We start from the raw sequence: 13,878 nt of genomic DNA, 5'->3' as shown, positions 1-13,878 counted from the left end.
TTTTCGTACTGGATCATTTAAAATATATGGAATGTTTGACTCATTTTGACAAATAAGTCAACTTACTTTATTGTACTATTCGAGAGAAACGGATGAAAAGAGATCCGGGACGGGAGAGGGTACATAGTGAAAAAGGTAAAAGCAGGCTTGATGGCGGCTATCGCTGCGACAGTTCTCGCAGCGTGCGGCTCCTCTGAAACAGAGTCGGAAGAAAAAGGAGAGACGTGGAGAGAGATTCAGGAAGAAGGGGAGATTGTAGTAGCTACCCCCGGCACACTGTATCCGGCTTCTTATTACCCGGAGGATTCGGATGAACTTACCGGTTACGACGTCGAGGTTATGAGAGAAGTCGGTGAGCGGCTGGATCTTGAAATTGTATTTGAAGAGATGGATTTCGACAGTATGTTCGCCTCTCTTACCTCAGGAAGAGTGGACGTGGCGCCTGCCGGTATGAGGGAAGAAATCAAAGATAAGTACTCCTATAGTGAGCCTTATAAATATTCCTATGCAACTATGATTGTCCGGGAGGAAGATGTGGAGTCCTATGACTCCCTGGAGGACCTTGAAGGGAAAGTGGCCGGAGGAGCAGCTACTACCGTCTACAGTGACATTGCTGAAAAATTCGGTGCTGAACTGAAAACGTATGGAAACGTGACGAATGATGTTTATTTGCGGGATGTGGACGTAGGGCGGACGGATGTGATCATCAATGACTATTATTTACAACGGCTGGCACTAGAATCTTTGCCACAACTGGATGTGACCATGCACCCGGATTTGAAATTCCACACGAACAATCAGCGCGCGGTTATCGAGGAAGGCGCACATACTTTCCGGGATAAAATCGATGGTGCGCTGGATGAAATGAGGAAAGACGGAACGCTGACCGAACTTTCCAAAGAATTCTTCGGAGGGGAAGACGTATCAGAAAAGCCGGAAGAAGATATAAGAGAAATTGAAGGAATCGAGTGATTTATCTATTAGTAGTAAAGACGACGGCGATCGAACCATTCAAAGTTCGGTCGTCGTTGTTTTTTTGCATTTTTTTGTTACTTCTAAATCGGACGCTTCCGCTTTTCTTGTCCAGCTCCACCACCCAGAAGTCCGCGGTCTAAGCAATGGCTTCTTTTTCAGGATAAAGCCCCTGAAAAGCGAAACTCTTGCTTATCCCGGAACTTCTACCCGGGCGGCTCCGCTTTTCTTTGTCCAGCTCCGCCATTCAGAAGTCCGTAAGATAAGCTGTCCCTCCTGTTTCGGGATAAGGCACCCGAAGTCCGGAGCGCCTGCTTATCTTAGAACTTCTGGACGAATGGCTCCGCTTTTCTTGTCTAGCTGCAACTTCCAGAAGCTCGTGTCCTAAGCAGTACCCTTATTTTCGGGTAAAGACGCCCGAAAAGTAAGCCTCCTGCTTACGCCAGCGCTTCTACCCGGAAGTTTCCGCTTTTCTTTCTTGACTTATCATAGTTTAAGGGGTAAACTGACTATTAGTTTATCCCATATACTATTGAGGTGAAAGTATGAGAGAAGAACTTATCAGACAGGTATACGAATCTATCTATGATATTTATTTGCACGGTTCGGAGCAGGTGACCCACTCCCTGAAAGAAGACGAAGAATTGAAACATTTCTCGAGGGAACAGACGCAGCTTATCAAAGTGATCGACAGCTACCCGGAAACGACGATGAAAGAAATAGCTGAAATTCTCGGTGTGCATAAAACCGGAGTATCCAATAAAGTGAAAAAGCTGGTGGAAGGGGGATATCTCGAGTACAGAAAGGGACCGAATCATAAGAGTAAATACGTGGCAGTGACAGAAAAGGGTCACGAAGTTGTAGAACGGATTGAAGCTATTAACGTAACCCGGTGGAGAACCCTCTTTGCGGGTGAATTTACCGAGGAAGAATTGGAAGACCTTTACGGGAAACTATTCCGTATCAGTAAACGTTTTAAGAAAGAAGAGGATGAAAAATGAAGAAAGAATGGAAGAAAATTTTAGCGAGTCCAAAGATACTGGTGGTACTTTTCATTATCCAGTGTATACCCATCATTTATACTTCCGTATTCGTAGGTTCTATGTGGGACCCTTACGGTAATACGGAACAACTGCCGGTTGCTGTAGTGAATGAGGACGAGGCGGCCGATTTTGAAGGGGAAGAAGTAGCAGTAGGTGCGGATACAGTTGAAAACTTACGTGACAACGAGAAGTTCGACTGGCATTTTCCATCGCAAAAAGAAGCGGCCGAGGGATTGAAGAACGGAGACTATTTTCTCGTGGTAACGATACCCGAATCCTTTTCACAGAAGGCGGTCACAGTTTTCGATGAGAAACCCGAGAAACCGGAAATTACGTACGAAACGAATCCGGGCTACAGCATGACCGGTGAAATCATCGCCGGGCGCGGCAGTGAAAAAGTGACAGAAGAAGTATCCGGTCAGCTGCAGTCTTCCTACACGGAGGCCTGGACGACGGCTATCAATGATATGAAAGAGGGGTACTCCCAAAATGAGGAGAAACTCGGAGCGATGGAGGAGAAGCTGGCTCAGCTGAAAGAAGCAAGTGCCGGACTCGCTGATAATCTTCAGGCTCAGGCACCGGCTGCCGGTGCGCAGGCGGGAGAGCTGAATAAAGCCATCGCTGAACTGGAAAAAGGAATAGGCCAATTGAAAGAAGCTCAAAGTTCGGCACTCGAGGAAGCAGGCACGCTGAATCTGGAAGAGGGGAACACTTCCCAGTTTTTAAACCCGATCTCTATTAATGAAGAATCGATGACGGAAGTGGATAACTACGGTTCAGGTTTTACTCCTTATATTTTGAGTATCAGTCTTTTCATCGGTGCTATCGCCTTTCACGTATTTTACAGCATGAATGATACACTTCGTGAAGGTATGAGAGGGTGGACCGGGAAACTGAGTGTAGTAATGATGCAGGCTATCATGCAGGCGCTGATCGCCGCGCTGGTCCTTGACTTCTTTATGCATGTAGAAATAGGGGATAGACTTCTGTTTTATAATATGACAGTTCTCACTTCTCTTACGTTCATGATGGGAATTACTCTTCTCGTTTCTTCCCTCGGAAATATAGGCCGGTTCCTTGCGGTGTTATTCCTCGTATTTCAGATCGGTACGAGCGCGGGCACTTTCCCGATTAAAGTTTCGCCAGCTTTATTCCAGAAACTGCATGAATTTTCACCAATGACGTACAGTATTAAAGGGATGAGGGAAGCGATGTTCGATTTTACGGAAAGCGTTGCTCCAGGAGAAATACTTCTCATACTGGGCATCCTCTCCCTCGTACTGACTATCCTCTGGGCAGCTGTTTTTCAACTGTTTCATAAACGTCCGGATCTTCATGAGAAAATGGAAAATGCAGTCTGACGATCAAATTGTTCGTTTTCCCGTTTTGAGAAGTGGTACGGTGGACCAGGAGGGATGAAAAATGACAGATTGGGATCAACGTTTTAATGAAAGTGAGTTTATTTACGGTACAGAGGTGAATGAATTCATTAAAAACCACTATGATTATATCGAAGAAGGCGGTCACATCGGCTGTTTTGCAGAGGGAGAAGGCAGGAATGCCGTGTTCTTAGCCGAAGAGGGACATCCGGTAACGGCTTACGATAATTCCGAAGTCGGTATGGAGAAGATGAAGCGCCTCGCTGACGAGCGGGAAGTCTACGTGGAAGGGCTTCATAAAGACCTTACGAAGGACCGGGTTGGAGAAAATGTTTATGATGGGGCGGTTATGGTATTCGGCCACGTGCCGAAAGAAGATCAGCCTTTCCTGATGGCAAACGTCCGTGGCTCGGTAAAAACCGGTGGCGCTATCCTCATTGAAGTATACTCGGAAGAACAAATAAACTACAAAACCGGAGGGCCGCCGACGAGAGAAGCGATGTACCGGCCTGAAGATATGCTCGAATGGTTCCGCGACGATAAAATCCTTCATTTTTATTATGGGGAAGCGAATCGCGTAGAAGGTGCAAGGCATACGGGTCTTGGTCATGTTATACAATTGATTGCAGTAAAAGAATCCGTCTGATTTTCAGGCGGTTTTTTGTTTGTGAAAATAAGTTCCCTGGTATTACCCGGGAAATAATCGGTTCTTTTGAGTGTTATATCCGAAAGAAGGCAAAAAAACCGCCGGCTTCCGGGGAGAAGCCAGCGGCTGAAATCTACTGGTGAATCGATGTTAATGCTGATCGGGGAAATCAGCTTGTATTACAGGTTTGGCTGATATTTCATACGTAGTCTCTTTAGCAGTCACTGCAGTTGCAGAACCTAAAACCAGCAGCATCGTCACGACGAAGACTGAAAGCTTCCTGGACACGTAGTCACCACCTCTTTTGAAATTAATTATAATACGGTATAGTAAATAATATGAAACTCTTTCAGAAAGGGAAACAGATGTATACGACGGCGGATGAATGTACGTAGAAGAACAATCTTATTTTTTTAATGAAATTATGCATTTTTGCATAAGGGAGGAGGGGTGATGTTATGTATGAAAATACTGGAGAAAAAATACGTGAATTGAGAAAACAGACCGGAATGTCCCAGGCTTTTCTGGCTAATAAAATCTGTTCCCAATCGGAAATAAGCAGGATAGAACGGGGGTTGAATGAGCCTTCCTACCAGATGTTATGGGCTATTTCGAAGAAGTTCGACGTAGATATCAATTATTTTTTTGATGAGCATTCGACGGAAAGGGAAGATTATTTTCAGGAAGTAAAAGAATTGCTGGAGGAAGCGAGACGTGACCGCGACTACAGTCTTATTGAGGAGATCGTGGACCAGGAATCGAAAAACCCGCTCCTCCAGAAAGGGCACCGCCACAAATACCTGAAATGGCATAAAGCGATGACTGTTTATCATCTTCACAAAGACGCTGCAGGGGCAGTGTCTCTCTTCATGGATTGTCTGTCGAATGGAGACCTCGATTTATTGATTACTGAACTTGATATGAACGTCCTGAATAGTATCGGTATCATAAAAAGAAATGAAGGGGAGCTTAAGGAAGCCGTCTATTACCTGGAGAAAGCCCTGCGTATCCTTAAGCGGATGGCTTCACTGAAAAAAGAGAGGATTGTAAGGAAAGTATATTACAACCTCTCCAAAGTTCACTCGGATCTCGGGGAATACAAACTTTCGGCAGATTATTGCGAGAAAGGACTGGCTCTCTGCTTATCCGAGGAGGATATGTTTCTGTTTGCAGAATTCCACTATCAGCTCGGCCGTAATCTTTTGTTGCTCGGGAACGAAGAAGAAGGCTTGCGTTACTGGGAAAAAACGAGAACGATTATAGAACTCCAGCAGAAGAAAAACCTGCTTAAATTCATCGAAAGTGAGATAGAGAATTACCGGGCGACGGGAATAATAAAATAAAATTATGCATATATTCATAATTTTATGTGCTTACGTATAAAAAAAGGGGTGCGGGGAGTGTACTCCGGGCATACAGTTGTATAAGCGTTGCAGGAGCTTTTGCAGGAAAGCGGAAGAGGAGATATAATCATACTCATAAAGACAGACCATCATCCCCCCCTCTCCTTTTAACTAATAAAAAAACAGGCGGCCCTTTCCCCGAAGGGTCCGCCTGTTTTTCTTTTCCAGAAGACAGCTTCCCTTTTGTTCCCTCTCTGTCTGCGATATAATGGAAGAAACATAGCGAGATGAGGGAGGTTATATTATGGCTGATGAGAAAAAAAACCAGTTTAATATACTGAGCGGTGATTCTACAGGTGGAGATGGCAGTTACGGGGTGGGAACAATCAACCTCGATAACATTTCTCCGGTTATTGTCGACCCTCAGAAAGAAGAAGCGTACATTGATATGGATGCCCTGCATGCCCGGAGTAAAATAGAGAAAAAGGTCCGTTTTAAACCGGATAAGGAACCGCTTGTGGAACCGAATCTGTACTGGATCGTCTGGGTAGCGACCCAGGTAGCGCAGGAAGGCCCTTATATTTACGGCATCGGTGCCTGCGAAGTGCAGGTATCGACGGAGGAAAGACGGATCAAGCCCGGGTATAAGTCGATGCCGGAGCACGTCAATAACCTGGATAAGTCGCTGAAAGGGAAAGTTCTGGTCGAACACATGGATGAAAAGTCGAAGCGGATCCTTGTCGACTACCTGAAAGAAGAGCACGGGGAACTTTGGAAGAATTCCCGTGACGAAGTGATCGATGGGTTACAATAACATCAGTGAGAAGAGCAGTTCCGTCCTGATTTATTTCGATGGAACTGCTTTTCATAAACAATCTTCCAAAGGTTTGAAGTGCGTGGAAAAAGGAGGAGGAAGAATGGAAAAGGAAAATGGCAGTTTCAATTTTAAAAGCCCGCTGCTGCTGTTTGTAATCATATGGTCTATTATCTGGAAGGGGATAGCACTCTGGCATGCAGCCCGTAACAGACAGCTGCCCTGGTTTCTCAGCCTGCTGATTGTAAACACTGTCGGTCTCGTGGAAATAATATATCTCATATTTTTCAGGAAAGACAGAAAGCTGAATGAATAATACAAAAAGCGGACCGCAAACAAGGTTTTGATTTGCGGTCCGCTTTTCTATTTCCGATTAAAGAATTCTTTAGCTTTTTCTACATATGGCATGTCTTCATCGATAAGGTCTTCTTCGTAATAAATAGCCTCTACCGGACAGACTGCTTCGCAGGCGCCGCAGTCGATACAGATTTCCGGGTCGATATAAAACATGTCTTTACCTTCTTCTATACAATCCACCGGGCATACGTCTACGCATTCTCCGGATTTCTCCTGTTCACACGGGGCAGTGATGACAAAAGCCATGTAAACCCTCCTTTATGTCTATGTTAAAAAGGGGATTAAGTTTTCCCGCATTCATTTTAACACACTCAGGAGGCCTGTTTCTCTGTTTTGCTGATGACGTTTGTGCCGACAAGGTCTCCCGTTACGTTAAGGGCGGTGGCTCCCATACCTACAAAGACGTCGACTGCAGTAAGAAGAGCTACTGCTTCCATCGGAAGTCCTACCTGGGAGAAGACGGTAGCAATCATAATAATACCCGCACCGGGGACTCCGGCAGTCCCCACGGAAGCGAGCGTGCCGACGATTACCACTTGAAGTACGCTGACAAAGCTCAGCGGGTCACCGATGACATTTGCTGCAAATACCGCCGAAACTGCTATCCTTATAGCCGCTCCGTCCATATTAATGGTAGCACCGAGCGGAAGGCTGAAGCCGTAAAGGCTTTTGTTCAGTTTCAGCTGGCTCGCAGCATGAAGAGTGACCGGCAGCGTTCCGGAAGAACTCTGGGTGACGAAAGCGGTGACCATGGGGGTTCTCGCTTCTCCGAAGAAACGGCTCAGCTTCGTTTTTGTAAGCAGAAGAATACCTGCGTAAATTATGAGCTGTACGAGCAGGGCTATATAAAGGACACCGATGAAGCCTCCGAGTTCCTGAAGGGTGTCGGCGCCCTGATCTCCTACGATTCCTGCAATTATAGCTGCGATACCAATCGGGATGTACTGGAGGATCCCTTTCATAACGGTCAAGGTCAGTTCGTTCAGCGTATCTATAAGATCGTACAGCCTATCGGCTTTTTCACCGAATTTTTCTGTACTGCGCATATAAGATATAGCAATCCCGAAAGCGAAAGCAGTAAAAATGATGCCGAGCAGATTCATTTCGACGAATGCTTTTACTATATTATCCGGAACGATACTCAGGAGCACCTGTGTGACTCCCGGGTCTTCGGGAACTTCAAAGGATTCGTCGCCGCTTAAAGAAAGGCCTGTACCTGGGTCGAAGAGGCTGGCGACGGATGTCCCGATGATGATGGCAAGAGCCGAAGTGCCGAGATAGTACAGAAACACTTTGCCGCCCATCCGGCCGAGATTCCCGATATTCGTCTGATTCACCCCTACGATCAGTGTAAAAAGAATAAGCGGAATGATAATAAATTGTAACAGACGAAGCATAAGGTCACCGAAGGGGGCGAGGGCACTTGCTTTATCACCGAGAAGAAGTCCCAGGATGATACCGATAACCAGAGCTACCGTAATTTTTTTAATGAGTGAAGCATGTATATATGAATTCCAGAGTTTTTTCACGCTGTTCCTCCTTCAACTTAATTCTGATTTGTTTACTCTGCATTACAATAGCGGAAAAAAGTTTTGATGTCAAAACAGACGATTTTGTTTTTTAAAAGGGAAAAAGAGGTATTCAATATTGTAGAGGAAAGGGGGAGAAAGGATGAGTGTTACTCAAGTAGTGCTTCTTTTGTTTATAGGATATATCGTTTTTACTATCGATAAGAAGAAAAAGAGTGTGCCGATTCCGGTGGTGCTTCTCATAATCGGTATCGGGTTATCATTTATTCCGTATTTTTCCACGGTGGAAGTTACGGAGAAGATAATTTATGAAATTTTCCTGCCGGGTATTCTGTTCGTCTCTGCCTATAAATATTCGGCTAAAGCTATTAAAAGGCACGGTGCTGTTCTGGCTACGCTGAGTACCCTGGGCCTGATGGCCACGGCGCTTCTGCTCGGTCTCTTAACGTATATGGTCGGAGGATGGTTCGGAAGTATCTCTTTTCTCGGGGCCATGGTTATAGCTTCTATTCTGACCCCGACAGATCCGGTCTCCGCTGTCTCTGTGCTTGAAGAAGCAGCAGACGAACAGATAGCCGAAGTAGTAGACGGAGAGTCGATGATCAACGACGGAACGAGTATAGTACTGTTTACTGTTTTGAGCGGCATGTATCTGGGTGAGAATTCCTTTCAGCTCACCGGGTTCCTCGGGGAATTTCTGTACGTGTCGCTCGGTGGAGTGATCGTGGGGGTAGCGTTCGGATGGCTCTGTTCGAAAGCCGTACATATAACCCACCATCACGATTATCAGGTGATGCTCAGTATCATTATCGCTTACGGCGCATTCCAGACAGCTGAACACGTTGGATTCTCTGGAGTGCTCGGTACAGTGGCTGCAGGGATTATGCTGAGTTATGAATTCGAGCATATGAACCGGGAAGGACATTACAGAGAAGCACTGTCCGGTTTCTGGAATGTCGTTGAACCGTCTTTGCTTGCTCTCGTTTTTCTGCTTATCGGAATTACGGCGACACCTTATCTCGCTTCCGCAAACTGGATTATGGCTATTATCATTTTTGTCGCATCTATCGTTATCCGTTACTTAATAGTAACGGCAGTGCTGGCTATATTTCATAACAACCGTACACTTGATAAACAAAAGCAGGCTTTTCTCGTTTCCTGGGCGGGAATAAGGGGGACGATGTCCGTATTTTTGATTCTGAGCCTCCACGCGAAAAGTCCGGAAGGAAGCGAAGCGCTGTTATCCATCAGCTTCTCCGTGGTAGTACTCTCACTGATTATTCAGAGCCTCGGGGTATATCCGTTATCCCGTAAACTCGAAAACTGACCGGGAGCTCTTTTTCGTTTACTCCGGCATAAACAGCCCCCTGGACACCGATATTTCTCCGGCTTCCAGGGGGCCTTTTGCTATTCATTCTTTTCAAATTACTCAGGCTGCAGCTGCAGTTCTTTTCCTGCTCTTGATGAAGAAAGCGAGTACGAAACCGAAAAGGGAAAGCGCTCCTGCTACAATGAATGAACTATTGACACCGGCAACCATACCGGAAGCACCTTCTCCGGGGATGGCACCACTGGACATGACGGACACCAGCAGCCCCGTACCGACAGCTCCGGAAATCTGCCTCATTGTATTATTCATAGCTGTCCCGTGAGGCATAAGTCTATCAGGGAGCTGGTTAAGGCCGGCAGTCGTTACGGGCATCATTACCATAGCAATACCGAACATACGGGCTGAGTTGACGATTGCCAAATAGGCGAATGTCGTTTCAGTTGTAAGCGAAGTGAAAAGAAAATTCGTGACGGTTAAAATCCCGAGCCCGATGATCGCAAGCCATCTGGCCCCGAACTTGTCGAAAAGGCGTCCGGTCACCGGGTTCATTATCCCCATCAGAACCGCGCCGGGAAGCAGCATTAGCCCGGACTCGAGCGGGGAGAATCCAAGCATATTCTGCATAAGAATAGGCAAAATGACGGCCCCGCCTATCATGGACATGAATACTACCATGCCGAGAGCGGTTGTAAGAGTGAAGACCCCATATTTGAAAATCCTGAACTCCAAAATCGGCTGTTCGAGTTTCATCTGACGTTGAATGAACAATGTAAGGGTGATGGCACCGACAATGATTGGAATATATACCTGCGGGACGAGCCACCCGCCGACATTACCTGCTGTACTGAAACCGTACAGAAGCCCTCCGAACCCGAGCGTGGAGAGGGAAATGGAAAGAGCATCGATTTTTGGGAATGTCCTCGTTGTGACGTTCTTCAGAATAAAGTAAGCCACAATTATATCGATAATTGCGATAGGGAGTACGACATAAAATACACTTCTCCAAGGGAATTGACCTACAAGGTAGCCGGAGAGCGTAGGTCCTATAGCCGGGGCGAAGGCTATGACCAGACCGAACAGACCCATCGCGGTGCCACGTTTTTCAATCGGAAAAACGAGGAAAAGAATTGTCTGCATCAGCGGCATAATGATACCTGCGCCGCCGGCCTGGAGAACACGACCGGCCATTAAAAACGAAAAGGTCGGGGCTATCGCGCATACGAGAGTTCCGAGTGCGAAAGTGCCGACAGCTGTAAGAAACAGACCACGGGTGGTGAAACGTTCAATGAGAAAAGCTGTGATAGGAATCATGATTCCGTTAACAAGCATGAAGACCGACTGTAACCATTGGGCAGTATTCGCACTTACTCCGAGGTCGTTCATGATCGGGGGAATAGCAGTAGATAAAAGTGTCTGATTGAGAATCGCTACGAATGCTCCCGAAATCAGAACAATCATCAGCGGAACTTTATTTATATCGGGGCGTCCTTGACCGTCAGCCATATCAATTCCTTCTTTCTTCCTATTTAATAATGAGTCGAATAAGTTAACAATTATAGCAGACAGGAGTCTGGAAGTTAATTGATATGCATGGAAAATCCAAATAGTCTGCGCAAAGTATATAAATGAGTTATAATTGAGAATAGATAAAGGAGGAATGAACATGGGTAAATTAGATGGTAAAGTTGCGATTATTACCGGGGGAGCATCCGGTATGGGTAAAGAAATGGTGGATTTGTTTAAAAACGAAGGGGCTTTCGTCATTGCTGCCGACGTGAATGAGGAAGGACTGAAAGCTGTCGGTCAGGAAACGAACGTCGAAGGAGTCAAGCTAGATATATCTTCCGATGAGGACTGGAAGAATGCTGTTCAGAAAATCAAAGACCAGCATGGAAAAATAGATATCCTCGTAAACAACGCTGGTATCACTACAGAGAAGTCCGCAGATGATACAACGGTCGAGGATTGGGAACTGATGATGCGTATCAACAGCTACGGTCCGTTCGCAGGGATCAAGCATGTGGCTCCTTACATGGCGGAGAACGGAAAAGGATCGATTGTGAATATATCAAGCTTCACAGCACAAATCGGTCTAGGATTTAACAGCTATTCCGCTTCTAAAGGAGCCGTGCGGGCTGTTTCCAAATCTGCCAGTACTACGTATGGAAAACAGGGTGTCCGCGTAAATGCAGTATTCCCGGGTGTGATAGAAACGCCTATGACGAAAAACCTGAAAGAATCCGGCGGTATGCTTGAGCAGCTTGAAAAGGCTACTCCGCTCGGACGACTTGGAAAATCAGAAGACATAGCGAAGGCTGTCCTGTTTTTGGCTTCTGATGATGCTGATTATATAACAGGTGCCGAACTCGTCATTGATGGAGGATTTTCAGCACAGTAATGGTGCAGGCTGCCCTTAAACAGGGCAGCTTATTTTTTGATAAGAATAAACGAAGAAAAGAGGTATGTCCTAAAATGTCGATGCATATACTGATACTGGGACTGTTGAGGGAATCCCCCATGCACCCTTACGAAATGAAGAGGATGATGAAACAGCAGCACTGGAATCAATTGTTCCCGATAACCGAAGGTAATCTTTACCACAATATAAAAAGGGCGGAGGAAAAAGGAAACATAAAGGCTATAAAGCAGGAACAGATAGAAAAACGTCCGAGCCGCACTGTATATGAAATTACGGAAAAGGGAAAAGAAGAACTCTCCGACCGGATACTGCAGGTGTTCCTCAATCAGAAAATGGAGATAAGTACCGTATACCCGGCTCTATTATTCGTCCGATATTCAAATCAAAGGGCAGTGGCGGAAGCTGTGAGAAAGTGGATAGGAACGATTGAAACGGAGAAGAAAAACGCCCGTGAGGGGAGCGGGGCGGGGTACTATATTTATAAACATTTTCAGGACAGGATGCAGGTAGACAGAAAGTGGCTGAAGGAAGTGGCTGTATGGCTGGAAAAAGAGTCACAGTAATAAACGTGAAAGGTCAACTGTAGACCTTTCACGTTTTTCTTTATCCCTTAGCAGGGTCGGTACTTTCGCTATATACTGTTTCGTTGCTTTTCTTTTTCATGTGATTGCTGAATAGCCGCATAATGATAAGATGTGAGAACGCCTGGGTGTACTTATAGGCGAACCACGGAAGCGAAGGCATATATTCATGAATAGCGACTATAAGCTCATTTTTTTCGGGAATCTTCCTGAATTCGAGTCTTCCGCGGGAATTCTTTTCGGAATCTGTAAGCAGCCCCCCGGTAATATAGTAAAGGGCACGATCCGCCGTGCTTCGTTCTCTGGAGTAGGAAAGTTCCAGCAGCGATTTTGAACTGAATGAGGTACCTACTTTACAGCAATGTTCTTCGTCCACGGTGGTGCGGATCCAGGGGTTCAATAACGATTCCAGCCATTCCACGTAGTAAAGGGCGGTACTGTCCGCCGTTTCTCCTGCCGGCAGAATGATTCTCTGTACGGAACGGACATCCTGCTTGAAAGATGGGAGTTGGGGGAGTTTCAGCCGTATTCCTTCCTGACGTTCGCTTTCCAGAGCGTGTTTTGCGGATTCTTCAAAAGTGATTTCGCCGTCGCTGATACCCTCCACATAGTTCTCTTTCTGTACGACCATCGGATGTTTAAGGCTTTCGATAAGCGGATAGACGATTTCTTTCGATGCCCCGGTCACCATACTTACCCACAGTCTGGACAGTTTCACGGTGATGAACGGTACCGGTATGGCCTTCGGCTTTCGTCCCATTATGGCTGCAGTTTTCAACATCATATCCCAGTAAGTCATTACCTCCGGACCGCCGACATCGATGGACCGGTTGGAAATCTCTTCGTTCTCCAATCCTTCATCGAGGGCGTTAAGAACATCCGGCAGTGCAATAGGCTGGGTATCCATACGCGTCCATTTTGGCAGCACCATGATCGGAAGGCGCTTCACAAGCTTTGCGAGAATCGGAAAAGAAGAGCCTTTCGGACCTACAATCAGCCCGGCTCTGATTGCAGTGACGGGAGTACCGTAGGCACGAAGTATATTTTCGACTTCCAGACGGCTGCGCAAGTGTCTGGAAAGAGGCTCCCCGTCTCCCGGCACAATACCGGTCAGATAGACGATTCTTTTTACATTGTTCTTTTTGGCAGCCTGAGCGAAGTTATCGGCTAAAATGACGTCCATGTCTTCAAAAGACCCCTGGTTAAGCTTTGCCGATGGCATCATGGAGTGTACGAGATAAACGGCTACATCCGCCCCCTCCAGAGCTTTCTCGGCATCATTCATTGAATACAGATCACAGGACCTCCACTGGATATGTTCACTGTCCTCGTAATTATCCCCATTACGGGAAAGAGCTATTATGTCAGCCTTGTCCTCGATTTTTTTCAGCAGATTCTGGCCGATGTATCCACTGGCCCCGGTCAGGGCGACGACTGGGCTTTTACTCATCGTTTCTCACTCCTT

General features: G+C 46.2%; 15 protein-coding genes. 10 read left to right on the top strand and 5 right to left on the bottom strand.

Going from position 1 to position 13,878, the window contains the following annotated elements; genetic code table 11:
• Positions 1-126 precede the first annotated feature (126 nt).
• From BW931_RS10330 to BW931_RS10315, 4 genes are all read left to right on the top strand, one after another.
• Entirely contained in the window at positions 127-972 is an 846-nt protein-coding gene (locus BW931_RS10330) for a transporter substrate-binding domain-containing protein (protein ID WP_008589126.1), read from the top strand.
• Positions 973-1,517: 545 nt separating this feature from the next.
• The gene (locus tag BW931_RS10325) at positions 1,518-1,973 is read left to right on the top strand and encodes a MarR family winged helix-turn-helix transcriptional regulator (RefSeq protein ID WP_076572076.1); all 456 of its coding nucleotides are present in this window, start codon (positions 1,518-1,520) and stop codon (positions 1,971-1,973) included.
• Positions 1,970-3,376 carry a YhgE/Pip domain-containing protein gene (locus tag BW931_RS10320; protein ID WP_076572074.1) on the top strand — a complete coding sequence of 469 codons (1,407 nt, stop codon included), beginning with the start codon at positions 1,970-1,972 and terminating at the stop codon, positions 3,374-3,376. The genes BW931_RS10325 and BW931_RS10320 overlap by 4 nt, the downstream gene beginning before the upstream one ends.
• Positions 3,377-3,437: 61 nt before the next feature.
• Positions 3,438-4,040 carry a class I SAM-dependent methyltransferase gene (locus BW931_RS10315; protein ID WP_076572072.1) on the top strand — a complete coding sequence of 201 codons (603 nt, stop codon included), beginning with the start codon at positions 3,438-3,440 and terminating at the stop codon, positions 4,038-4,040.
• 150 nt (positions 4,041-4,190) lie between these two features.
• On the opposite strand, the gene BW931_RS13550 is transcribed toward BW931_RS10315, so the two are convergent.
• Positions 4,191-4,328, bottom strand: a complete 138-nt coding sequence (locus BW931_RS13550; RefSeq protein WP_156330859.1) for a hypothetical protein — start codon at positions 4,326-4,328, stop codon at positions 4,191-4,193.
• Positions 4,329-4,498: 170 nt separating this feature from the next.
• On the opposite strand from BW931_RS13550, the gene BW931_RS10310 reads away from it, so the two are divergent.
• The 3 genes from BW931_RS10310 to BW931_RS10300 all read left to right on the top strand — a co-directional run bounded on the left by BW931_RS10310 (position 4,499) and on the right by BW931_RS10300 (position 6,513).
• Positions 4,499-5,383 (top strand): helix-turn-helix domain-containing protein, encoded by an 885-nt coding sequence (locus BW931_RS10310; RefSeq protein ID WP_076572070.1) that lies wholly within the window; start codon positions 4,499-4,501, stop codon positions 5,381-5,383.
• 304 nt (positions 5,384-5,687) lie between these two features.
• A complete protein-coding gene (locus BW931_RS10305; protein WP_076572068.1) occupies positions 5,688-6,197 on the top strand; it encodes a YwhD family protein in 510 nt (169 codons plus the stop codon).
• A gap of 103 nt (positions 6,198-6,300) precedes the next feature.
• Positions 6,301-6,513 (top strand): DUF5652 family protein, encoded by a 213-nt coding sequence (locus BW931_RS10300; RefSeq protein ID WP_076572229.1) that lies wholly within the window; start codon positions 6,301-6,303, stop codon positions 6,511-6,513.
• A gap of 47 nt (positions 6,514-6,560) precedes the next feature.
• Here the strand turns inward: BW931_RS10300 and BW931_RS10295 are convergent, their stop codons facing one another.
• Both BW931_RS10295 and BW931_RS10290 read right to left on the bottom strand, forming a co-directional pair.
• The gene (locus BW931_RS10295) at positions 6,561-6,800 is read right to left on the bottom strand and encodes an indolepyruvate ferredoxin oxidoreductase subunit alpha (RefSeq protein ID WP_008589139.1); all 240 of its coding nucleotides are present in this window, start codon (positions 6,798-6,800) and stop codon (positions 6,561-6,563) included.
• Positions 6,801-6,865: 65 nt separating this feature from the next.
• On the bottom strand, positions 6,866-8,083 hold the full coding sequence (locus BW931_RS10290) for a dicarboxylate/amino acid:cation symporter (protein ID WP_008589141.1): 1,218 nt from the start codon (positions 8,081-8,083) through the stop codon (positions 6,866-6,868).
• Between the two features lie 142 nt (positions 8,084-8,225).
• Between BW931_RS10290 and BW931_RS10285 the strand changes: the two genes are divergently transcribed.
• Positions 8,226-9,410 carry a cation:proton antiporter gene (locus BW931_RS10285; RefSeq protein ID WP_008589143.1) on the top strand — a complete coding sequence of 395 codons (1,185 nt, stop codon included), beginning with the start codon at positions 8,226-8,228 and terminating at the stop codon, positions 9,408-9,410.
• 102 nt (positions 9,411-9,512) lie between these two features.
• On the opposite strand, the gene BW931_RS10280 is transcribed toward BW931_RS10285, so the two are convergent.
• Entirely contained in the window at positions 9,513-10,916 is a 1,404-nt protein-coding gene (locus tag BW931_RS10280; RefSeq protein ID WP_076572066.1) for a DHA2 family efflux MFS transporter permease subunit, read from the bottom strand.
• A 160-nt stretch (positions 10,917-11,076) separates the two neighbouring features.
• Here BW931_RS10280 and BW931_RS10275 point away from each other — a divergent pair, with 160 nt between their 5' ends.
• Together BW931_RS10275 and BW931_RS10270 are read left to right on the top strand one after the other, a co-directional pair.
• On the top strand, positions 11,077-11,811 hold the full coding sequence (locus BW931_RS10275; protein WP_076572064.1) for an SDR family NAD(P)-dependent oxidoreductase: 735 nt from the start codon (positions 11,077-11,079) through the stop codon (positions 11,809-11,811).
• Between the two features lie 74 nt (positions 11,812-11,885).
• Positions 11,886-12,395, top strand: coding sequence for a PadR family transcriptional regulator (locus BW931_RS10270; protein ID WP_169819451.1), 510 nt, complete (start codon positions 11,886-11,888; stop codon positions 12,393-12,395).
• Between the two features lie 40 nt (positions 12,396-12,435).
• On the opposite strand, the gene BW931_RS10265 is transcribed toward BW931_RS10270, so the two are convergent.
• Positions 12,436-13,863 (bottom strand): NAD(P)H-binding protein, encoded by a 1,428-nt coding sequence (locus BW931_RS10265; RefSeq protein WP_076572062.1) that lies wholly within the window; start codon positions 13,861-13,863, stop codon positions 12,436-12,438.
• Between the last annotated feature and the right edge of the window lie 15 nt (positions 13,864-13,878).

The organism is Salimicrobium salexigens, from assembly GCF_900156705.1.
GTDB classification, from domain to species: Bacteria; Bacillota; Bacilli; order Bacillales; family Halobacillaceae; genus Salimicrobium; species Salimicrobium album.
Note: the sequence above shows the minus strand (reverse complement) of the source record. Positions and strands in the feature narration are given on the sequence as shown.

Coding starts and splice junctions, on each gene's coding strand:
- BW931_RS10325 (WP_076572076.1), top strand. CDS start 1,518: ATGAGAGAAGAACTTATCAGACAGGTATACGAATCTATCTATGATATT.
- BW931_RS10320 (WP_076572074.1), top strand. CDS start 1,970: ATGAAGAAAGAATGGAAGAAAATTTTAGCGAGTCCAAAGATACTGGTG.
- BW931_RS10315 (WP_076572072.1), top strand. CDS start 3,438: ATGACAGATTGGGATCAACGTTTTAATGAAAGTGAGTTTATTTACGGT.
- BW931_RS10310 (WP_076572070.1), top strand. CDS start 4,499: ATGTATGAAAATACTGGAGAAAAAATACGTGAATTGAGAAAACAGACC.
- BW931_RS10305 (WP_076572068.1), top strand. CDS start 5,688: ATGGCTGATGAGAAAAAAAACCAGTTTAATATACTGAGCGGTGATTCT.
- BW931_RS10300 (WP_076572229.1), top strand. CDS start 6,301: ATGGAAAAGGAAAATGGCAGTTTCAATTTTAAAAGCCCGCTGCTGCTG.
- BW931_RS10295 (WP_008589139.1), bottom strand. CDS start 6,800: ATGGCTTTTGTCATCACTGCCCCGTGTGAACAGGAGAAATCCGGAGAA.
- BW931_RS10285 (WP_008589143.1), top strand. CDS start 8,226: ATGAGTGTTACTCAAGTAGTGCTTCTTTTGTTTATAGGATATATCGTT.
- BW931_RS10280 (WP_076572066.1), bottom strand. CDS start 10,916: ATGGCTGACGGTCAAGGACGCCCCGATATAAATAAAGTTCCGCTGATG.
- BW931_RS10275 (WP_076572064.1), top strand. CDS start 11,077: ATGGGTAAATTAGATGGTAAAGTTGCGATTATTACCGGGGGAGCATCC.
- BW931_RS10270 (WP_169819451.1), top strand. CDS start 11,886: ATGTCGATGCATATACTGATACTGGGACTGTTGAGGGAATCCCCCATG.
- BW931_RS10265 (WP_076572062.1), bottom strand. CDS start 13,863: ATGAGTAAAAGCCCAGTCGTCGCCCTGACCGGGGCCAGTGGATACATC.